The sequence below is a fragment of the Streptomyces sp. genome (assembly GCF_036566765.1).
GTDB lineage: Bacteria > Actinomycetota > Actinomycetes > Streptomycetales > Streptomycetaceae > Streptomyces.
In genome coordinates, this window is the sequence record NZ_DATCVQ010000207.1 from 26,577 (window position 1) to 47,364 (window position 20,788).

16 protein-coding genes, 1 pseudogene and 1 riboswitch are annotated in these 20,788 nt (G+C 73.0%); of the genes and pseudogenes, 6 read left to right on the forward strand and 11 right to left on the reverse strand.

Annotated elements, in window-relative coordinates; translation table 11 throughout:
* Positions 1–85 precede the first annotated feature (85 nt).
* From VIU94_RS11955 to VIU94_RS11985, 7 genes and pseudogenes are all read right to left on the reverse strand, one after another.
* Positions 86–994, reverse strand: coding sequence for a fumarylacetoacetate hydrolase family protein (locus VIU94_RS11955; RefSeq protein WP_331910500.1), 909 nt, complete (start codon positions 992–994; stop codon positions 86–88).
* Between the two features lie 19 nt (positions 995–1,013).
* Positions 1,014–2,132: a cupin domain-containing protein gene (locus VIU94_RS11960; RefSeq protein ID WP_331910502.1), complete on the reverse strand. Its 1,119-nt coding sequence runs from the start codon at positions 2,130–2,132 to the stop codon at positions 1,014–1,016.
* Positions 2,129–3,148, reverse strand: a complete 1,020-nt coding sequence (locus tag VIU94_RS11965; protein WP_331910504.1) for a carbon-nitrogen hydrolase family protein — start codon at positions 3,146–3,148, stop codon at positions 2,129–2,131. The genes VIU94_RS11960 and VIU94_RS11965 overlap by 4 nt, the downstream gene beginning before the upstream one ends.
* Positions 3,149–3,162: 14 nt before the next feature.
* The gene (locus VIU94_RS11970) at positions 3,163–5,463 is read right to left on the reverse strand and encodes an oxidoreductase (RefSeq protein ID WP_331910506.1); all 2,301 of its coding nucleotides are present in this window, start codon (positions 5,461–5,463) and stop codon (positions 3,163–3,165) included.
* Entirely contained in the window at positions 5,454–5,996 is a 543-nt protein-coding gene (locus VIU94_RS11975; RefSeq protein WP_414720934.1) for an acyl-CoA thioesterase, read from the reverse strand. The genes VIU94_RS11970 and VIU94_RS11975 overlap by 10 nt, the downstream gene beginning before the upstream one ends.
* Positions 5,982–7,580, reverse strand: a pseudogene (locus VIU94_RS11980) (AMP-binding protein); the annotation flags it as partial. The gene VIU94_RS11975 and the pseudogene VIU94_RS11980, both read right to left, overlap by 15 nt.
* A gap of 112 nt (positions 7,581–7,692) precedes the next feature.
* Positions 7,693–8,172, reverse strand: a complete 480-nt coding sequence (locus VIU94_RS11985) for an ATP-binding protein (protein ID WP_331910508.1) — start codon at positions 8,170–8,172, stop codon at positions 7,693–7,695.
* 205 nt (positions 8,173–8,377) lie between these two features.
* On the opposite strand from VIU94_RS11985, the gene VIU94_RS11990 reads away from it, so the two are divergent.
* Both VIU94_RS11990 and VIU94_RS11995 read left to right on the forward strand, forming a co-directional pair.
* A complete protein-coding gene (locus VIU94_RS11990; RefSeq protein WP_331910510.1) occupies positions 8,378–9,328 on the forward strand; it encodes an alpha/beta hydrolase fold domain-containing protein in 951 nt (316 codons plus the stop codon).
* Between the two features lie 113 nt (positions 9,329–9,441).
* The gene (locus VIU94_RS11995; protein ID WP_331910512.1) at positions 9,442–10,176 is read left to right on the forward strand and encodes a phosphatase PAP2 family protein; all 735 of its coding nucleotides are present in this window, start codon (positions 9,442–9,444) and stop codon (positions 10,174–10,176) included.
* Between the two features lie 72 nt (positions 10,177–10,248).
* Here VIU94_RS11995 and VIU94_RS12000 read toward each other — a convergent pair whose 3' ends face one another.
* The 3 genes from VIU94_RS12000 to VIU94_RS12010 form a co-directional block, all read right to left on the reverse strand.
* Complete coding sequence (locus tag VIU94_RS12000; protein ID WP_331910514.1) at positions 10,249–11,256, reverse strand: LacI family DNA-binding transcriptional regulator; 1,008 nt, start codon at positions 11,254–11,256, stop codon at positions 10,249–10,251.
* Between the two features lie 133 nt (positions 11,257–11,389).
* Positions 11,390–12,943 carry a carboxylesterase/lipase family protein gene (locus tag VIU94_RS12005; RefSeq protein ID WP_331910516.1) on the reverse strand — a complete coding sequence of 518 codons (1,554 nt, stop codon included), beginning with the start codon at positions 12,941–12,943 and terminating at the stop codon, positions 11,390–11,392.
* A 119-nt stretch (positions 12,944–13,062) separates the two neighbouring features.
* Positions 13,063–13,779 (reverse strand): phosphatase PAP2 family protein, encoded by a 717-nt coding sequence (locus VIU94_RS12010; RefSeq protein ID WP_331910518.1) that lies wholly within the window; start codon positions 13,777–13,779, stop codon positions 13,063–13,065.
* Between the two features lie 636 nt (positions 13,780–14,415).
* Here VIU94_RS12010 and VIU94_RS12015 point away from each other — a divergent pair.
* The 3 genes from VIU94_RS12015 (at position 14,416) to VIU94_RS12025 (ending at position 18,436) form a co-directional block, all read left to right on the forward strand.
* Positions 14,416–15,690, forward strand: coding sequence for an MFS transporter (locus tag VIU94_RS12015; protein WP_331910520.1), 1,275 nt, complete (start codon positions 14,416–14,418; stop codon positions 15,688–15,690).
* Between the two features lie 171 nt (positions 15,691–15,861).
* Positions 15,862–16,791 (forward strand): 5'/3'-nucleotidase SurE, encoded by a 930-nt coding sequence (surE, locus tag VIU94_RS12020; RefSeq protein ID WP_331910522.1) that lies wholly within the window; start codon positions 15,862–15,864, stop codon positions 16,789–16,791.
* Positions 16,792–16,888: 97 nt separating this feature from the next.
* A complete protein-coding gene (locus VIU94_RS12025) occupies positions 16,889–18,436 on the forward strand; it encodes a carboxylesterase/lipase family protein (protein ID WP_331910524.1) in 1,548 nt (515 codons plus the stop codon).
* Positions 18,437–18,495: 59 nt separating this feature from the next.
* Here VIU94_RS12025 and VIU94_RS12030 read toward each other — a convergent pair whose 3' ends face one another.
* Positions 18,496–19,779: a GAF domain-containing protein gene (locus tag VIU94_RS12030; protein WP_331910526.1), complete on the reverse strand. Its 1,284-nt coding sequence runs from the start codon at positions 19,777–19,779 to the stop codon at positions 18,496–18,498.
* 147 nt (positions 19,780–19,926) lie between these two features.
* Positions 19,927–20,017: riboswitch (ZMP/ZTP riboswitch) on the forward strand.
* A gap of 27 nt (positions 20,018–20,044) precedes the next feature.
* On the opposite strand from VIU94_RS12030, the gene VIU94_RS12035 reads away from it, so the two are divergent.
* A partial coding sequence (locus VIU94_RS12035) for a bifunctional 5,10-methylenetetrahydrofolate dehydrogenase/5,10-methenyltetrahydrofolate cyclohydrolase (RefSeq protein ID WP_331910528.1) occupies positions 20,045–20,788 on the forward strand: 744 nt, incomplete at its 3' end.

Consider the following 20,788-nt stretch of genomic DNA (forward strand, 5'->3'; position numbering starts at 1 on the left):
ACGTTGGAGCTCGGCACGATCTGGCCGATGCGGTAGGTGCGGGGCGGCACGGGTACTCCTCGGTGCTTACTGGGCGTACGGGGGATCAGCGGGCGTCGACGACGGGGTTGGTCAGCGTGCCGATCAGCTCGACCGTGGCCTCCACCGTGTCACCGGGCACGAGGAACTCGGGCGGGACCATGCCGGCCCCCACCCCCGAGGGCGAGCCCGTCGCGATGACGTCGCCGGGCTCCAGGGTCATGCCGGAGCTGATGTCGGCGATCAGGCGGGCGATGGGAAAGAGCATGTGCCGGGTGTTCGACTTCTGCTTGGTGACACCGTTGACGCGCAGCGAGAGGTCGAGGGCCATGGGGTCGGGGATCGCGTCGGCGGTGACGACCACCGGGCCGAACGGCGCGTACGAGTCCTGGCCCTTGGAGAAGAACCACTGGCCGGAGCGGCGCTGGTCGCGGGCGCTGATGTCGTTGACGATGCTGAAGCCGAAGATGTGGTCGTACGCGTCCTCCTCGCTCACCCGGTACGCGGTGCGGCCGATGACGACGGCGAGTTCGCACTCCCAGTCCAGCTGGGCGGTGAGGTCGGCGTTGTGCAGGATGGGCGCGCCGGGGCCGGTGACGGCGGTGGCGGGCTTGCTGAACAGGACGGGACGGGGCGGGAGTTCCTTGTCGGTGTCGAGACTGCGGCTGGACTCCTCGACGTGCTCGACGTAGTTGAGGCCGACCCCGATGATCTTGCCGGGGCGGAAGGGGGCGCTGAGACGGACGTCCTCGGTCCGGTGGACGGCATGGGCGGGCCGGTCCCCTTCGAGCAGCCTGCGGGCGGCGTGCAGCGCGGCGGGACCGGCCTTGACCAGGCCGAGCAGGTCGTGCGGGAGCGGGACGCCGGCGTGGGCGGCGAGGGCGGCGAGGTCGAGGACGTGGCCGTCGGTCTCGACACCCGGCCGCGGTGCGGTGTCGGCGGGGTCGGCGGTGGGGGTGAAGGTCAGCAGACGCATGGGAAGGGTTCCTTCTGAGTCAGGCGGCGGTGACGGGCTGGTGGCCGCCGTTGTCGGGGTACGCCTCTTCCCGGTGGAAGCCGAGCGAGCGCATGACGGGGAAGTCGTTGAAGGAGAACAGGCAGGCGTCCTCGGACGGGTCGAGGTTGTGGTGCTCGTGCCAGGCCCAGGACGGGACGCAGAAGATGTCCCCTTCCCGCCACTCGAACCGCCGTCCGGCGATCACCGACGCGCCCCGGCCCTTGGCGACGGTGTAGATCACCGAGCCGGTGTGGCGGTGGGCCGCGGTGGCCTGCCCCGGCCGCAGCAGCTGCATGTGGGCGCCCATGGTCGGCATCACCGAACCGCCGGTCACCGGGTTGGTGTACTCCGCGATGACCCCGTCGTACGGGGAGCCCTCCGTCGCCTCGGCCAGGCCGCGCAGGGCCTCGTACGTCGGCTCCCACGGGTAGGCGAGGAGCGGCGAGTAGGGCCGGGTCCACTTCTCCACGCCGTACGGGAGCAGGGTGCCGGAGTAGGTGAGGACGGAGGAGTTGACCACTTTCCCGGGCGTCTGATGGAGCTCGGGGTGCACCTCGTAGAACCCGGCGTCCAGGGCGTTGACCAGCGGAATGTCGAGGCCGTCCTGCCAGATCACCGGGGCGTCGGCCCCGTCGTTGCCGTGCTCGTGCCAGGTGCCGTTCGGGGTGATGGCGAAGTCGCGCGGGCCGACCTTGAGCTTCTGGCCGTCGACGATCGTCCAGGCGCCGGCGCCCTCGTGGACGAAGCGCAGGGCGGCGGCCTGGTGCCGGTGGGCGGTCATCGCCTCGCCCGGGCCCATGATCTGCAGGCCCGTGTAGAGCAGACCCGCGGCGGCGCTGACGTCCCTGCGGCCGGGGTTGACCAGCATGACGACGCGACGTCCGGCGTCGTCGGCCTTGACGAGGCCGAGGGCCTTGTGGACGAGCGGTCGCAGTTCCTCGTAACGCCACAGCACGGGAACGGACTTGGGCTGCGGATACCAGGGCTCGATGTCGTTGGCGACGGTCCACAGGGCGCCGGCGTCGAGGGCTTCCAGTTCGCCGTAGTACGCGGTGAGTTCGGGGGTGTCGGAGACCCGGGCGCGGCCGAGCATGGCGTCGTCCTGCTCGATGGTCATGCGTCCTCCTCAGGATGGGTGGTCAGAGGGCCCGCCGGCGGCACGGTGAACGTCACCGGCGGGCGCGGGGTGTTGTCGACTTCGAGGCGGAAGATGTCGAAGCGGTTGTAGTGGCCGGTGATGTCGTGCATCTGCTTGGGCTGGATGCAGCGGCCGAGGTCGATCTCGCCGTAGACGATGCCCTCGTCGTCGACGAGCGGTTCGGTGACCGGCCGGCCGTCGGGGCCGAAGATGCCGGACAGCGCGCTGCGCGGCCGCTGGAAGAGGGCGCGCAGCTCCTCGTCGTCGCCGGCGAGGGTGTCGACGATCTCCGGGGAGACGGTGGAGCAGGCGACGACGGAGAAAACCTTGCCCTCGAAGCTGTGGGCGGCGGTCCGCACCGCGATCGCGTCGGCCATGTCGTAGTCGGCCGGGGCGACGGGCAGCGCGATGTAGCAGGAGGCGTGGACCAGTTCGCCCTGCGCGAGGAGGGCGAACCGGGCCAGGGTGTTGGTGTTCTCGCCGCAGGCGAGGGCGCCGAGCGGGCCGACGGGAGTTCGATGGACGCGCAGCGAACTGCCGTCGCCGCCGGTCCAGGTGAGCTTCTCGGCCCAGGTGGGGACCAACTTGCGGTGTGTGCCGAGGAGTTCACCGTCCGGGCCGATGGTGAGCAGGGTGTTGTAGAGGACGCCGAGGCTGTGGGCGGCTCGCTCGTTGACGCCGATGACCAGGACCACGCCGTACTGGCGGGCCGCCGCGCGCAGGGCGTCGACGTGCGGGCCGGGGACGTCGACGGAGGCGCGCTGCAGGCGCTCGAACCACGGGGAGCCCTGGACGGGGTTCATCGTCCAGTTCCAGTACGGGTATCCGGGTACGAACACCTCGGGGAACACGATCAGTCGGGCCCCGTTCCCAGCCGCCTCGGCGATCAGGGCGACGGCCTTGTCGACGGTGGCGGCGGGGTCGAGGTACACGGGCGAGGCCTGGACGGCGGCGGCCGTGAACCGGGGCAGGGTGTCAAGGGGCGGTTGTCGCACGGGTGGTCCCCCTTTCATCGGGCGCGGGCGGTGGAGGCCACGCGCGGCAGCCAGCGCTGGTGCACGGGAACGGCGGGCTGCCGCAGGAGTTCGAGCCGCGGCGGCACCCGGTCGGTGCGGGCCGCCGGCGGGCGACTGCTGCCCGCCTGCCAGGACGGCGCCCACGGCGCGGCGGGGCCGTGGTAGCCCTGCGCGGCGGCCGCGTGCAGGGTCCACAGCGGGTCGTGCAGCTGGGCGCGGCCCACGCCGCACAGGTCGGCGCGGCCGGCCAGGATGATCGAGTTCACGTCGTCGTACGTGGAGATGGCGCCGACGGCGATGGTCGGGACCCCGGTCGCGTTGCGGATCAGGTCGGCGTACGGGGTCTGATAGCTGCGGCCGAAGCGGGGTCGCTCGTACGGGACGACCTCGCCGGTGGAGACGTCGATGGCGTCGGCGCCGGCCTCGGCGAGGGCACGGGCGATGCCGACGGCGTCCGCCTCGCTGAGCCCGCCCTTCGCCCAGTCGGCGGCGGAGATCCGGACGAGCAGCGCCTTGTCGGCGGGCCAGATCTCCCGTACGGCGCGCAGCACTTCCAGGGGGAAGCGCAGCCGTCCTTCCAGGTCGCCGCCGTACTCGTCGGTGCGTCGGTTGGTCAGCGGCGAGAGGAATCCGGAGAGCAGGTGTCCGTGCCCGTACTGGAGTTCCACGGCGTCGAACCCGGCGCGGTCGGCGCGCCCGGCCGCGCGGACGAAGTCCCGTACGACCAGGTCCATGTCGTGGCGGGTGGCCTCGCGCGGCACCGGGCCCTGCTCGTCCCAGGGCAGGGGGGAGGCCGCGATCGGCGGTCCGGCGGAGGCCCGGCGGCCCCCGTGGGTGAGTTGGACGCCGAGGCGGGTGTCGCTCTGGTCGTGGACGAGGCCGGTGATGCGCCGCCAGGCAGCCTCCTGCTCATCGTTCCACAGACCCGGGCAGCCGGAGTCCGGGCGGGCGTCGGCGGCGACGGCGGTCATGCCGGCGATGACCAGGCCGGCTCCGCCCAGGGACTGGGCGCTCAGGTGGACGAGGTCGAAGTCGCCAGGGATGCCGTCGCGGGCCGTGGCGAGGGCGGTGGGCGGGACGACGACCCGGTTGCGCAGCCGAAGTCCGCCGATGCGCAGCGGCCGGAACATGGGAGGGACGGGGGCGGTGGTGTTGACGGCGGTGGTGAACGCCTCGTCGCGGACGCGCAGGTTGTCGTAGGTGACGCGGCGGCTGCGGGTCAGCAGGTTGAACGCGAACTGGTGCGGGTCCTGGCCGGTGTAGCGGTCGATGTTCTCGAACCACTCCAGGCTGGCCTGCGCGGCCCGCTGGGTGGACTCCACGACCGGCCGGCGCTCGTCCTCGTACGCGGCGAGCGCGCCCGGAACGTCGTCCGGGTGCTCGTGCAGGCACGCCGCGAGGGCGAGGGCGTCCTCCATGGCGAGCTTGGTGCCGGAGCCGATGGAGAAGTGGGCGGTGTGGGCGGCGTCCCCGAGCAGCACCACGTTCTCGTGCCGCCAGGTGCGGTTGCGCACCGTCGTGAAGCGGAGCCACTTGGAGTTGTTGGGCAGCAGCCGGTGGCCGTCCAGGTGTCCGTCGAGGATCTCCTCGCAGCGCCGGATGCCCTCCTCGTCGCTGACGCCGGGCGGATACGCGCGGTCGGCGGACTGTGCGAATCCGGCGCGCCGCCAGGCGTCCTCGCCGAGCTCGACGATGAAGGTGGAGCGCGTGTCGTCGTACGGGTAGGCGTGCACCTGGAGGGTGCCGAAGGCCCGCTCCTCCACGATGAAGGTGAAGGCCTCGAAGACCTTGTCGGTGCCGAGCCACATGTAGCGGCCGGAACGCTCGTCCAGGTCCGGACCGAACGTGTCGGCGTACGCGGCGCGGGTCGCCGAGCGGACGCCGTCGCAGGCCACCACCAGGTCGTACTCGGCGGCGAGCCGGTCGGCCGGCGGCGCCTGGGTGCGGTAGCGGACGTCCACGGCGAGGGCGGCGCAGCGGTCCTGGAGGATCCGCAGCAGGCTGCGGCGGCCGAGGGCGGCGAAGCCGTGACCGCCGGACGTGAGGGTCTGCCCCCGATGGCGGACGTCGATGTCGCTCCAGCGGGCGAACTCCGCCGACATGGCGGCGTGGACGACCGGGTCGGCGGTCGCGATGCCGTCGAGGGTCTCGTCGGAGAAGACGACTCCGAAGCCGAACGTGTCGTCGGGGGCGTTGCGCTCCCAGACGGTGACCTCCCAGTCCGGGGAGAGCTGCTTGGCCAGGGCCGCGAAGTACAGGCCGCCGGGCCCTCCTCCGATGACTGCTACGCGCATGGGGTGACTCCTGTGGTTCCGGTGATCAGCTCGGGGGCCTGCGGGCCCGCCTTGGTGAGGACTTCGCGGACATCGGCCGGCCAGGGCGTGGCGCCGGTGGCGCGGGCCGCCGAGTGGGCGATGACCATGCGGCCGGAGGCCGCCTCCGTGCCCTCCTCACCGAGGACCGTGAAGGCGTAGTGCAGGGAGCTCACGCCGACCTTGGTGACCCGCAGCTCGGTACGGACGGCCTCGCCGAACCAGAGCCGGGCCCGGTAGTCGGCCTCGAAGCGGACGCGGGGCGTACTGCCGAAGAGATGGGAAAGGCCCAGACGGCGCAGCAGTACGGCCTCGGCCGCCTCGACCCAGCGCACGACGGTGGAGTGGTGGTAGTGGCCGGCGGCGTCCGTGTCGGGCCATTCGACGCGGCGTTCGACGGTGACGCTGGGCAGGTCCGGGACCAGCGCCTCGGGGGCGCCGGCGGCGCAACTGCTCTCCGCGGCGTCGGTACGGGTGTCCTCGGCGCGGGCCTCGGCCCGCGCGCGCTGCCGCAGTTCGCCGCGCTGGAGCTTGCCGTTGGCCGTCTTCGGGAGTTCGGCGACGAACTCGACGGCCCTCGGGTACTTGTACGGCGCGATGGCCTGCTTGACGTGCGCCTGGAGCTCGCGGACGGTGGCCTCGGCCGCGGGCACGCCCTCGCGCAGGACGACGTACGCCTTGACGAGCATGCCGCGCCGCTCGTCGGGAGCGCCGACGACCCCGCAGTCCTCGACGTACGGGTGGGCGTCGAGGGCCTTCTCGACCTCCGGTCCCGCGATGTTGTACCCGGCGGAGACGATCATGTCGTCGCTGCGGGCCACGTACCAGAAGTAGCCCTCGGCGTCCCGGATGTAGGTGTCGCCGGTGATGTTCCAGCCGTTCCTGACGTACATCGTCTGGCGCGGGTCGGAGAGGTAGCGGCAGCCGGTGGGTCCGGTGACGGCAAGCAGGCCGGGCTGCCCGTCGGGGACCGGATCGCCCTGGTCGTCGACCACGGCGGCGCGGTATCCCGGGACGGGCCGGCCCGTGGAGCCGGGCCTGATGTCGTCGTCGGAGGCGGAGAGGAACACGTGCAGCATCTCGGTGGCGCCGATGCCGTCGATGATCCGCAGGCCGGTGGCGGCGTGGAACTGCTCCCACACGGCGGCGGGCAGGGGTTCCCCGGCTGACACGCAGCGGCGCAGGCCGGACAACTGCCCGGTCGCTCCGGCGGCCATGATCGCCCGGTAGGCGGTGGGCGCGGTGAACAGGACGGTCACCCCGTGCGCGGCTACCAGGTCGGCCAGCTGCTCAGGGTTGGCCTGCTCGACCAGCAGGGTCGCGGCGCCCACGTGCAGCGGGAAGACCACGAGCCCGCCGAGGCCGAAGGTGAAGGCGAGTGGCGGTGTGCCGGTGAAGACGTCGTCGGGGCGGGGTTTGAGGATGTGCCGGGAGAACGTGTCGGCGTTGGCCAGAACGTCCCGGTGGAAATGCAGGGTCGCCTTGGGCCGCCCGGTCGTGCCGGAGGTGAAGGCGATCAGCGCCACGTCGTCGGCGGCCGTCTCCACGGCGGTGAACCGGCCCTCCTTCGTGGCGCAGAGGGCGGTCAGATCGGCCGCGCCGGCGCCCCCGTACGGGATGACCGGCAGGTCCGCCGTTTCGAGTTCCGCGACGTAGCGGTGGTCGCACAGGGCGACCGTCGGACGGCTGATCTCGCACAGTTCGGCGAGTTCGGCGGAGCGGAGCAGCGGCATCGTGGTGACGGCGACTCCGCCGGCCTTGAGCACGCCGAACCAGGCGGCGACGAGCCAGGGATTGTTCGGCCCGCGCAGCAGGACGCGGTTTCCGGGCCGGAGCCCGCGGTCCTCGGTGAGCACCTGGGCGACCTGGTCGGCGCGCTGCTGGAGCTCGCCGTAGGTCCAGCGCTCGGTCGGGGTCAGAAGACAGGGACGGTCGGGGCCCCAGCGCTCGACGGCGTCGTCGAGCAGGCGGCGGGCGCAGTTGAGCCGGTCGGGATACGCCAACTCCGGTAGCTCGAAGTGGAGTTCGGGCCAGAGGGAGAAGTCGGGCAGCCGGTCGCGGCAGAAGGAATCGGCATGAGCCGAAGGGGAGAGCTCCATGGGGCGGCACCTCGATCAGGGAGCAGCGGGGGAGATGGTGCAAGTATCTCGATAATTTGGCGGCCGTCAATCTTTCGCGATAATTCGAGACGCCTCGGTGCTGTCGAGTCGCTCAGGAGACGGGGACGCGCACCCGCACGGACTTGCCGAACTCATGCACCAGGACGGCGAGTTCACCGCCCGCCTCGGCGGCGAGGAGCTGGACCAGGAGGAGGCCGCGCCCGTCCTCCGCATCCGGATCGACATCGACTTCGGCCGAGGGGTCGGGCAGGCGGGGCAGGTCGGCCGCGCCGTCCGCGACCTCCAGGCGCAGCCAGCCCCCGCCGCAGAAGACGCCGACGCGCATCCGGCCGGTGGCCGCGGCGGCGTGCCGGACGACGTTGCCGACGAGTTCGCTGACGGCCAGCAGGAGGGTGTCCGCGACATCGGAGGCGATCCGCCAGCCCTCGAGCACGGCGCGGACGCGGGTGCGGACCAGTGGGACGGTCTCGGCGGTGGGCTCGGCGACCCAGTGGGCGAAGGCGCGGGCGGGGGCGGGGGTGGTGGTGCGGGCCGGAGCGCAGGGTGCGGGATGAGCGGGGGTGGTGAGCATGACGTGCTCCCGGGGAGGGGACGCGCGACGCCAGGAGTCACTCGTGTAACGAACCCGAGAATCGGACACTCGATGGGCTTGTCATCGGCGGAAATGCGTCGCTAGAGTTTTGGTAACACGTGTAACAAGTTACGTCTCCCCGGGTGTCATGCGCAAGCATTTCGGACAAAGCATTACGAACCCCGGGCCGGCAGAAGGGCCGCACATGACACAAACCCACCCGGCCGAGCTCGACCCGGCCGACATGACCTGGCCGCCCCCGCCCTACCACCCCCCGGTGCCGCCCACGACGGACGAGCACGGGGTACGCCGCTTCGACGGAGTCACGTACGCCATCACGCCCGGCTACCGCCCCCGGCTTCTCGACGTCCAAGTCCCGGCCGGAGAAGGGCCGTTCCCTGCGGTCGTCTGGATCCACGGCGGCGGCTGGCTGGACGGCGACCGCCGCTACCCGCCGCCCACCGTGCCCGCCGCCCTGCTGCACGGAGCGGTCCTGGCGGCCGGACTCGCGCTCGTCTCCATCGACTACCGGCACAGCCTCGAAGCCCCCTTCCCGGCCCAGCTGCACGACGTGAAGGCCGCGATCCGCTACGTCCGCCGGTTCGCCGCCGACCTCGGCATCGACCCGGACCGGATCGCCGTCTGGGGCGAGTCGGCGGGCGGCCACCTGGCGGCCCTGGCCGGCCTCGTCGGCCCGCACAGCGCGGACGCCGAGGCGCTGGAGGGCGCGCACGGGGTGGGCGCCGGCGACACCGGGGTCCTGGCGGTCGTCGACTGGTACGGGGTCTCCGACCTCGTCGCCGTCGCCGAGCACCCCATGCCGGCGATGCCGGGCGGCGACTTCCCCGACCCGTACGAAGCCCTCCTCGGCGGCGCCGAAGCGCAGCGCCCGGCGCTGGCCCGGGCCGCGAGCCCGGTGACGTACGCCGAGGGCTCGACGCCGCCGCCGTTCCTGCTGATCCACGGCACCCAGGACGGACTGGTCCCGTACAGCCAGAGCGAGGCCCTGGCCGAGGCCCTGGCGGGGGTGGGCGGCGAGGTGACCCTCCGACCCGTCGAGGGCGCCGACCACATCTTCTTGGGCTGCTCCGACATCCCGGGGCTCGTCGCGGAGAGCGTCGCGTTCCTGGCACGGCACCTGGACGCGGGGGCCTGAGTCCCTCGGAGTCCGCTCCTCCCTCGCCGCCGGATCCGGTCCGCCCCCGTCCCGCCCGTACGTCGACCACCCAAGGGCCGCGGACACCACCCCCGCGGTCGCGAGAGGCCCCCATGTCCAGCAACCCCCTCACCCCTTCGCCGCCCCTGACCGAGAGACCCCCCGGGGCGGCGCCCCGGCGCCGCCCCGGTGCCCTGGCGGCAGGGCTTCTCCTGCTCGCCGTCGCCACGCTGCCGGCCCTCGCCGTACGGCCGGACCCGGCGAACCCGCCGTTCCAGGACCTGGACGACCGGTGGCTGGCGTGGATGGGCGGCCCGCACGACGGGCCGTACGCGGTACTGGCCGCGGCCCTGAACTGGTTCGGCGGCCCGCTGGGCGTCGTCGTACCGCTCGCCCTGCTGTTCTTCCTGCTCCTGCGCAGGCGCTGGACCTCGGCCGGCTTCCTGCTCGGCGTCTACCTCGCCGGCAACCTGCTCGTCGTCCAGGGACTCAAGCACCTGGTGGACCGGCCGCGTCCGGCGAACCCGCTCGTCCGTGTCGACCACGGCTCCTTCCCGTCCGGCCACGCGGCCGGGGCCGCGCTGCTCGTCGTCCTCGTCGGGGCACTGCTGGTCCCGGCCGCGCGGCGCCGGGCCTGGTGGCTCGGGGGAGCGGTGTTCACCCTGGCCATGATGTGGAGCCGTACCTGGCTGCACGCGCACTGGCTCACCGACACGGCGGCCGGAGCGGCCGCCGGCGCGGGCGCGGGCCTGGTGGCCTGGTGGCTCTGCGCCCCCGCGCTCGCCCGGGAATCCGCGCGCGACCGTCGGGGGGCGGCCGCGACCACCCCGGCCCCTGCGGTCCCGTAGGGCCTGTCCGGCCCTAGCGCACGACGGCCTCCCTTCCCGCCCGCGGATCACACTCGGGCGGGAAAGGGAGGCTCAGGAGGTCTGGCGGTGGACGAGTACGGCCTCTATGGCGGGGAGCGGCGGCGTCGTGCCGGTCTCGATCAGCTCGTGCAGGGCGTCCGCGATCTGCGCGGGTGAGGCCAGGTCCAGGCGGATCGTGCTGAGGGCCGGCTGCTGGAGCGCGGAGAGGACGAGGTCGTCGGAGCCGACGATCGCGACCTCGTCCGGTACGGCGATGCCCTCGGCCTGGAGCGCGTGCAGGAGCAGCGCCGCGTATTCGTCGTTGTACGCGAAGACCGCGTCCAGGTTCAGCTCCGCCCAGCGCCGGGCGAGCGCGGTGGCCGACTCCCGGGTGTAGGCGAGCTCCAGCGGGGTGACGGTGGCCATGTGCCGGGCGGCGACCGATTCGGCTCCCGCGAGGCGCGGCCGGGCGAGGCTGTCGAGGCCGCGCTCCTGGGGCATGACGACGCCGATCCGGGTCCGTCCACGGGAGATGAGGTGCTCGGCGGCCGTGGCGCCGATGTGGGCGTGGTCGAATGCGATGGTGTGGACGCCGGGCACGGGACGGGACGCGAAGGCGAGTACTCCCCGCACTCCGGCGCGGTGCAGCAACTCGGCGGCCTGCGCGGTGAGGCGGTCGCCGTCGAGGGCGACGACCGCCGCCGGACGCAGTTCCGCCCAGGCGCGGGCGGCGTCGACGGGGTCGGCGTAGCGGCCCGCGTGGAGGACGGCCGTGTAGCCGTGCCGTTCGAGCTCGCTGTGCAGGTCGTCGACCCAGTCGCTGACGAGCCGGCCGATCGCGGAGATCGACGTGGGCATCAGGACGAGATTGCTGCGACCGGCGCGCAGGGAGCGGGCGGCGGCGTGCGGGACGTAACCCAGCTGGCGAGCCGCGTCGAGAACGCGGGCACGGGTGCTCTCGCTGACCCGGTGGCCCTGGGTGTTGTTGAGCACGAAGGAGACGGTGGCGCGCGACACCCCGGCGAAGCGGGCCACGTCGGCGCTGGTGATCGAGGCGGGGACGGGGGTTTCTTCGGCCATGACGTCCCTCGACGCTCCTTCATGGTGGGATTCGTGCCTGTGCTCGTACCTTCTTCCGCCTTCGAGGTTACACGAGTTAAGTCACGGGAGCGGTGGGCCACGCGGCCGTGACGCGGCCCACCGCTCACCCTTGCTAGGAGGGGAGCCCTCGCGCCACCGGCCCGTGCAGGCGGCGCGAGTCGCCGGCGAGGTCGCCGAGAGCGGTCACCACCGCGTCGAAGCGCATCGTCGTACGGGTGTCCGTGCCGTACGGCTCCCACGTCGGCATCGCCGGGTGATTGGGGTCGCCGGTGCGGGCGAAGGCGATCCACGCCTGGTGCATGGTGTGCGCCAGGCCGTCACGGACCGCCGGGTCGATCCCGGCCAGGAACGGCGCGTGCGCCCACCGGTCGAAGTTGTCGAAGACGAAGGGGAGTTCGAGGCAGTGGGCGGCGCCCAGGCGGCCCTCGTGCGCGGGCGTCGGGAGATCGAACTGGTACGCCCAGACGGGCGGCCCCGACTCCGCCCTGGCCTCGGCCAGTCGTACGGCGGGGACGCGGAACAGCTCGTCCGTGATCAGATCCATCAGCACATCGACGGGACGCGCGCCGGGCCGGGCCCGCTCGTACGCCGCGTACACCCCGGGTGCGGCTTCGGCGCCGAAGGTCTCGGCGATCCGGGCGGTGACCTGCTCCCGGCCTGCGGCCGCGTACCCCGCGTCGAGGGCGAAGCCGAAGTTGGCCTCCTCGCGGGTCCAGCCGATCATCACGTCGACGCCGGTCGCGGCGCCGTGGAGCAGGGCCTCCACTGGATGGCGCGTCAGGGTGACCCCGTCGATCACGGGCAGGAACGGGGTCGGCCAGTAGCCCCAGCGCGTCGTCCGGGCGAACAGCCCGCCGGCCGCGCCGATCAGCTCGGGCCAGGGCAGCTCGCGCAGTTCCGCGACGGTCTTGACGCCGGCCAGTTCCAGATAGGCGGCGGTCCGTTCCAGGTATGCGTCCGGGCCGGGGAGATCGAGGCCGAAGGGAGGGCTCTGCAGGATCACGCGCCTGATCAGGCCTTGGGTCTCGGGGAGTCCGGCGAGGGCGGCGGTGGACAATGCGCCGCCCGACTGCCCGGCGACGGTGACGTTCTCCGGGTCGCCGCCGAAGGAGGCGATATGCGCCGCGACCCAGCGGAGCGCGGCCAGCTGGTCGCTGAGCCAGGGGTTGCCGGCGCCTTCCGGGTTGCCCTCCTCGGGGCCGGTGTACAGGTAACCCAGCGGGCCGATGCGGTAGTTGACGCTCACCACCACGAAATCACCGTCCCGGGCGAAGGTCTCGCCCGAGTAGTTCGGCAGCGATCCGGAGCCCGAGACGAAGCCGCCGCCGTGGATCCACACGAGCACCGGGCGACGGGCCTCGTCGGCCGCCGGGGTCCAGACGTTGAGCGTCAGGCAGTCCTCGTCGAAGGGCGGCGATCCATGGCCGCCGAGGACCGGGTCCCCGCCCTCCATGTACAGCTGCGGCGCGCTGGGCCCGTCGGCGGTGGCGTCCCGGACGCCGCTCCAGCCCGGGTGCGGCCGGGCGGGTCGCCAGCGCAGGTCGCCGACCGGGGGAGCGGCGTAGGGCACGGCGCGGAACACGGCGACCCCGCCTTCGACCGCGCCGCGCAGGCGCCCGGTCGGGAGGTCGACCAGCGGGTGATCAGGGCCTGGGGTGAGAGCCATGAGGCAATCCTTCCTGGGTCGCGCGCCGAACACGCGCCGACCCGACACGCCGGTGAGAGTATTGCGTAAATTCATCGACCGTCAATGATTCGCGATATCGCTGGCTCGGTGGACGCTCGTCAGGTCCAGAGGCTGCTGTCCGCCGTCCGCTCCGCCTCCGTTCGCAGCAGGGGAGCGAACGCCCGCCACAGCAGCAGGCAGGCTCCGGCCCCGCCGAGTGCGCCGGCCAGCGTGTCGCTGAGCCACTGGGCGTGCAGCCAGGTGCGGCTCCACATCATGGAGACGACGTACGCGGCGCCGAACAGCCACCACCAGCGTCGCGCGCGCGGCGGGAACAGCACGACCGCGGCCGCGACCATCAGTGTGACGGCGCTGAAGACCTGGCCGGAGGGGTACGAGCCGTCGTTGACGAGGACCCAGACGTGCGGCGGTCGCGGGCGGTCGACGAGCAGTTTGAGGGGCAGCACCACGACCAGGTTGGCGACGATCGCGGCCGAGAACACGTACAGCGCCGAGCGCCAGCGCCCGTAGACGCAGAGACAACCGATCAGCATCAGCGGCAGGATCAGGCCGATCGGGCCGCCGAGCCGGTCGAGCACGGTGGCGAAGTCGGTGGCCGCGCCGGAGCGAACGCCTTCCACGGAGGCCGCCCAGCGATCGTCGAGCCCCTGGAAGAAGGGGCGGTCGGCGACCAGGAGCAGCAATCCGATCAGCAGTGACGCGACGAGGAGCGCGATCCCGGTGGCGAGCGCGTGGCGCGGCGGAGCGGCCGGGAGGTGATGGCGGGGAGGGGGTGCGGGGTGCGGGGGCAGGGCGATGTCCGGTGAGAGCGGCATGGCGGGCCTTTCACGGTCTTCACCCCGAGCGGTGGGGGCGCGCGGGAAGGCGGGCGCGGGGGTGCGGCGTAAGGGAGGTGCGCGGAAGCGGGGGAGGGGAGAGGCGGGAGCGGTCGCCGGTTGTACTGGGCAGGCCGGAGTTCGGAGCGCCGGGTCCGGAGCGCCGGAGTCCGGAGCGCCGGAGTCGCTGGGACCGCTGGGCCGCTGGGGCCGTCACAGTGCGGCACGGAGTATTGCGGATTCGCGACCGTCGCCACAAGAGCAAGAGGGTTTCGAGACGCAACGGCCCTGGTCCGTACTGCCGACCGGCTGGTTACACGTGCTCCACGTGCGAATCTCGCCCGGGTCACGATCTGCGCAACGACCCTGCGCAAGCTCTAGCGGGGGCTGGAAATGGGTGCTACACAGGGTCCAGCGCTGCGAGTGACACGTGTAACAACGCGTATCGGACCGCAGCTGTCCGCGGCGGCTTCCGGTGACACCGCCGCCCCCGCGACCGCTCACGCGGCGCCTCCCTCACCCGAGCACCGCCCAACCGCGTACCGGAACCGGCGCACCACCGCACCGCACCGCACTCCGCCGGACCCCCGGTCCCGTACCCCGCCACCTCCCCGCTCCGTCCCCCGAGGAGTCGTCATGGCCACGAACGAGCTCACCGATCCGATCGACCCGCCGGCCGACGCCGGCCCCACCGCCACCCCCGTGGCGCCCGAAGCCCCACGCCAGCGCGGGCTCATGCTCCTGCTCCTGGTCGCCAACTCGGCCATGATGGCGCTCTACATGGGCGTCGGCTCCGTCCTCCTGCCCACCCAGGTCGCCGCGATCGCCCCCGACGACAAGGTCGCCGTCCTGGGCCTGATCGGCGGCATCAGCGCCATCTTCGCCACCGCCTTCAACCCGATCGCCGGCGCCCTCTCCGACCGCAGCGGCCGCCGCAATCCCTGGATCCTCGGCGGCGCCTGCGCCTCGCTGCTCGCCCTGGCCTTCCTCGGCAGCGTCTCCACCGCGCTGCTCGTCGGCATCGGCTGGTGCCTGGTCCAGGCGACGATGAACACCTACCAGGCGGCGGTCACCGCGATCGTGCCCGACCGCATCCCCGTCGCCCGCCGCGGCACGGCGTCCGCGCTGGTCGGGCTCGGTCTGCCGATCGGCGGTACCGTCGGCGTACTCGTCGCCGCGCAGACCGCGACGCACCTGCGCACCGGGTATCTGGTCTTCGGTGCGATCGTCGCCCTCGCCGCCCTGCTGCTCTCCGTCTTCTGCCGTGACACCCCCAGAACCGAGCTCACCGCGAGAGCGCCCAAGGGCGCCCAACTCGCGGCGTTCCTCTCGGCGTTGGCCAACCACGACTTCCGCTGGGCCTTCATCGGCCGCGCCCTGATGGTGCTGGGCTACTTCTCCGTCGTCGGCTACCAGCTGTACATCCTGGACGACCACATCGCGCTGCCCGCCGGGCTGAACCCGCCCGAGGCGATGGCGATCCTCACTCCGGTGTCGATGGCCGCCGTCGCGTTGTCCACCGTCGTCGGCGGCCTGCTCTCCGACCGCTGGAACCGCCGCAAGGTGTTCGTCGGCGTCTCGGCCGCGCTGGCCGGTGTCGTCATGGCGGTCCCCGTCGTCAGCCCGACCTGGACCGGCATGCTCGTCTTCAGCGCGCTCAACGGCCTCGCCTTCGGCTGCTTCATGGCGGTCGACACCGCGCTCGTCACCCTGGTCCTGCCCCGAGCGGAGGACGCGGCCCGCGACATGGGCGTCCTCAACATCGCGAACGCCGGTCCGCAGATCGTCGCCCCGTTCGTCGCCTCCGCCATCGTCACCGCCCTGGGCGGATACACCCCGCTGTTCCTGGCCGGCGGCGCCCTGTCACTGATCGGCGCGCTCGCCATCCTCCCGATCCGCAGCGTGCGCTGACGCAGCTGACGCAGCTGACGCAGGCGACGCCGCGCTCCGCGCAGCCGACGCAGTCGACGCCGCGCTCCGCGCAGCCGACGTACTCCGGCGGGCGCATGCCGGGGGTCGTGCGCCCGCCGGTCACCCCCTCATCCCCGACCCTCGCCTACCTCCCATTCGAAGGAGCGCTCCGTGCAACGCAAGCGAGTACTGCCGCTGGCCGCCCTGCTGCTGTGTACGCCGGCCCTCGCCGGAACGGCCCCCGCGGTCGCCTCGTCGCATGAGGCCCTGGCGCCCGCGGCGAGCACGACGCCCCCGGCGCCGCTGCGGATCCTGCTCACCAACGACGACGGCTACAACGCGCCCGGCATCCGCAAGGCATACGAGCGGCTGACCGCCGCCGGACACGACGTCACCATCGTCGCCCCGCTCACCAACCAGACCGGTGCCGGTACGAAGATGATGAGCGCCCCAAGGATCACGGTGAAGCACCCCGAGCCGAAGGTGTGGGCCGTCGACGGCACCCCGGGCGACTCGGTGGCCTTCGGCCTCTCCGAAGTGTTCGAGGGCCGCGCCCCCGACCTGGTGGTGTCCGGCACCAACTACGGCCCGAACGTCGCCGGCCTCGCCACGCACTCCGGCACCGTCGGCGGTGCCGTCGCGGCGCTCGAGTCCGGCGTACCCGCCATCGCGCTGAGCACCGGCGGCGTCTCGGCGCCCGATCCGGTCGCCACCGTCAACGCGATGGGCCCCACGCTCGACTTCGCCGTCAAGCTCATCGACCGGCTGCGGGCACGGGCGAAGTCCGGGCCGCTGCTGCCCCAGGGCGTCGGCCTGAACGTGAACCACCCCGTCGTCGGCCCCGACGGCAAGGGCGCCGCCGTCGGTGTGGCCGCCACCTTCCAGGACCCGCAGACCATCCTCGAACCCGACTTCACCGACTCCGGCGACGGCACCTGGAAGGTCGACGTGACGGTGGATCTGCGCGCGGCGGCGAAGGGCGGTGACGTCGAGGCCGTCAGCGCCGACAGGATCGCCGTCAGCCCGATGAACGCCACCTGGAACACCGGCCCCGCCGACCACGCCACTGCCTCAGCCCTGATCGCCGGTCTGCGCCCTTGACCACCGCTCCACACCAGCTGACTCAGGAGGACGGATGAAGCGGCCCGAAAATCGGCGCAGCTCGGCAAGATCCCTGCTCGGTACGGCCCTTGCACTCGTGACTCTGCTCGCGTCGACGGCCCCCGCCACGGCGGTCACGACCTCTGACGCGGGCACACCCCCGCGCCCGGTCGTCACCACCGCGCAGGGTCCGCTGCGCGGCCTGAATCATGACGGAGCACAGGAGTTCCTCGGCGTCCCCTACGCCGCGCCCCCGGTCGGCGAGGCCCGGCTGCGGGCGCCGCGGGAGCCGAGCCGTTGGAGCGGCGTACGGGAGGCTGACCGGCAGGCACCGGCCTGTGTGCAGTTCGCGCCGTTCGGTCTCGCGGACCCCTCGGCCGTCGACGAGGACTGCCTCTACCTGGACGTGTACCGTCCCAAGGGAGCCCGCGCGGGAGCCCGGCTTCCGGTGATCCTGTGGATCCATGGCGGTGCGTACACCATGGGCACGGGCACCCAGTTCGGCGGCCGGACGATGGCCGACCTCACCGACAGCGTCGTGGTCAGCATCAACTACCGCCTGGGACAGCTGGGTTACCTGGCGCTGCCCGAACTGGCACGGGAGAACGTCCGGCATTCCGGCTCCTTCGGCCTGATGGACCAGGTCGAGGCGCTGCGCTGGACGCGGGAGAACATCGCGGCGTTCGGCGGCAACCCCGGCAACGTCACGGTCTCGGGGCAGTCGGCGGGCAGCGCTTCGGTCTGCGGGCTGCTGGCAGCGCCTTCGGCGGCGGGCCTGTTCCACCGCGCCGTGCTGCAGAGCGGGCCGTGCACGCTGCTCCCTACGCCCGACATCGCGCGGGCCGCGTCGCAGGCCCGGGCATTCGCCGCGGCAGCGGGCTGTACCGATCCGGCCGGGGCCGCCGCGTGCCTGCGCGCCGCGCCGGCCGCGACGCTGGTCGAGGCGGCGCGCACGCTGCCGACCTCGGGACCGGCCTCGGGTGACGGGCTGCTGCCGGTGGATCCGGGCGCCGCGATCGGGAGCGGGGTCTGGAACAAGGTGCCGGTGCTGATCGGCAGCACCCGCTCCGAGTCGCGCCTGTTCGTGGCCCTGTCGCAGCCGCGGCTGACGGAGGAGGAGTACACGGCGCAGATCCTGGCGGAGTACGGGGCCGCCGGTCCTGAAGTGCTCGCCCGCTATCCCGTGTCGGGATTCGGCTCGCCGTACCTGGCCCTCTCCGCGGTCATGACCGACTCCACGTTCGCCTGCCAGACCGCCTGGACGGCTCAGCGGTTCGCCACGCAAGTACCCACGTACGTCTACGAGTTCGACGACCCGAACTCCCCGACGCTGGCGGGCGCGCAGGTCCCCGGGCTCGACATGTCGAACGCGCACAGCGCCGAGCTGGCGTACCTGCACGACTTCACGGCGGGCGACCGCCCCCTGACCCCGGTCCAGGCAGCGCTCGCGACGCGGATGAAGCGCTACTGGGGCGCCTTCGCCCGCTTCGGCGCGCCGACCGTGCCGGGGCAGCCCTCCTGGCCCACGACCGGGACGGGAACGGTACTGACTCTCAACCCACAGGCGACGCAGATGAGTTCGTCCTTCACGACGGACCACCAGTGCGCCTTCTGGCGCACCCAGCCGCCGCGGCCACCGCTGTAGCCGCCCGATGAATCGACGCCGGGTACCGCGTGCGCGGTGCCCGGCCCCTCTCTGTCTCCTCACCGCCGAGTGCGCGGACCCGGACCTTGCAACCCCGTTGCGCCCGAGGACAGTTCCGCGTCCAGGGTGCGCAGCCGCGCCAGTACCGGCGGCCGCTGCACCGCCGGGACCGCGTCCGCCAGCGCGCGCCACATCTCCACGTCCTCCTCGCCCCACGCGCTGTACGTCCAGTCCGCGAGCAGCCCCGGGTCCGCCCGGTCCACCAGCGCCGCCCGCAGCCGGTCCGCGAGCCGCTCGCGCAGCCGCACCACCCCAGGCGCTCGCGAACCCGGCAGCAGCGGACCCGCGTAGTCGGCCAGCGCCGCCGCGACCGCGCCCGAGGCGAGCCGCCGGTCCACGGCCGCGAAGTCCGCGTCCACCGGAGACGCGAGCCGGTACGGGCGCGAGCGCAGCGCCTCCGGGCCGAGCAGCCCGCGCAACCGCGACAACTCCGCGCGCAGCGTCACCGGCGTGACCGACTCGTCCTCGTACAGCTGCACAAGCAGCTCCTCGCCGCTCACCCCCTCCGGGCGGTGTGCGAGGACCGCCAGGATCTCGCTGTGCCGGCGGCTCAGACGTACGGTCCGGCCGCCTGCGCACAGCAGCGCCTCGTCCCGGCCGAGCGCCGAGAGCCGCGGCCGGTCTGCGGGCGCGGTCGGCGCGTGCAGCGCCAGATGCGACTCCGCCGCCCGGGCCACCGCCTGCACGAACGCCAGGCTGTGCGGATGGGCGAGCCCGTCGCCGCCCGTGATGTCGACCGCGCCGAGCACCCGGCCGGTGTGCGGATCGTGGACCGGAGCGGCCGCGCACGTCCACGCCTGCACCCGACGCCGGAAGTGCTCGGCGGCGACCACCTGGACCGGGCGGTCGACGGCGATCGCCGTGCCGGGCGCGTTCGTACCGGCCGCCGACTCCGACCAGCGCGCGCCCGCCACGAAGTTCATGCCGTCCGCCTTGCGCAGCGTGCCCGGATGGCCCTCCACCCACATCATCCGGCCCGCCGCGTCGCAGACCGCGAGCAGATGCTCCCCATCCGTCGCGTACGCGCCCATCAGCTCCCGGATCACCGGCATCGCGGCCGCCAGCGGATGCTCCTCCCGGTACGCGGCGAGGTCGCCGTCGCCCAGCTCCACGCAGGCCGCCCCGTCCGGGCTGACCCGGGCCCGCGCCGAGCGTCGCCACGACGCCGCGACCAGGTCGCGCACCGGCGGTCGCCGCAGCTCGCCGCCCGCGGTGAACACCTCGTGCGCCCGGCGCACCGCGCCCACGTCCGGCTCCCGCGCCGCCGTCCAGCCTTCGTTCAAGTCGGCCTCCCCACCGAGGTCGTCCAGCCCGTGTCCGGTCCGTGTCCCGTTGGCCCGTGCGCGCCATCGTGGTCGCGGAGCCGTCCGTCGACAAGCGTCCCGGCGCCGCCCTGGCCGGACCGTGCCGATGGCGGTCACGTAGAGTGGGGCTCGGGCCGTGACTGGCGCTTGGGTGGATCACCACCGGGGAGCGGCCCGACGGACCGACGTCCGACTGCCGCGCGCCTGGGCGACTTCCTCTGCAGCCGAAGCCCAGGAGCAGCCCATGTCCACCAGCACCGCGACCCTCATGGACGGCACCGCGCTCGCCCGCCGCACGGTCGAGGAGACCGCCGCCCGCGCCGCCGAGATCACCCGCCGCACAGGCGTCACGCCCTGCCTCGCCACCGTGCTGGTCGGCGCGGACCCGGCCTCCGTCACGTACGTGAAGATGAAGCAGAACCGCTGCGCGAAGGCCGGAATCCGCTCCAAGCACGTCGAACTGCCCGCGGCCACCACCACCGAGGAACTCGTCGCCGCGATCAGCGCGCTGTCCGCCGACCCCGAGGTCCACGGCATCCTGCTCCAGCACCCCGTCGGCCCGCACATCGACGAGCGCGCCGCGTTCGAGGCGATCGCCCCGGAGAAGGACGTCGACGGCGTGACCATGGCGTCCTTCGCGGCCATGGGCTTCGGTCTGCCCGGCTTCGTCTCCTGCACCCCGGGCGGCATCATGCGGCTCCTCGACGCGTACGAGGTCGGCCTGACCGGCAAGCGGGCCGTCGTGGTCGGGCGCAGCGCGATCCTCGGCAAGCCGGCCGGACTGCTGCTCCTCGGCCGCGACGCCACCGTCACCTACTGCCACTCCCGCACCACCGACCTCTCCTCGATCGTCCGCGAGGCCGACGTCCTCGTCGCCGCCGTCGGCAAGCCGAACTTCATCAAGGGCGAGGACATCAAGCCGGGCGCGGTCGTGATCGACGCCGGCTACAACCCGGGCAACGTCGGCGACGTCGACTTCGAGACGGCG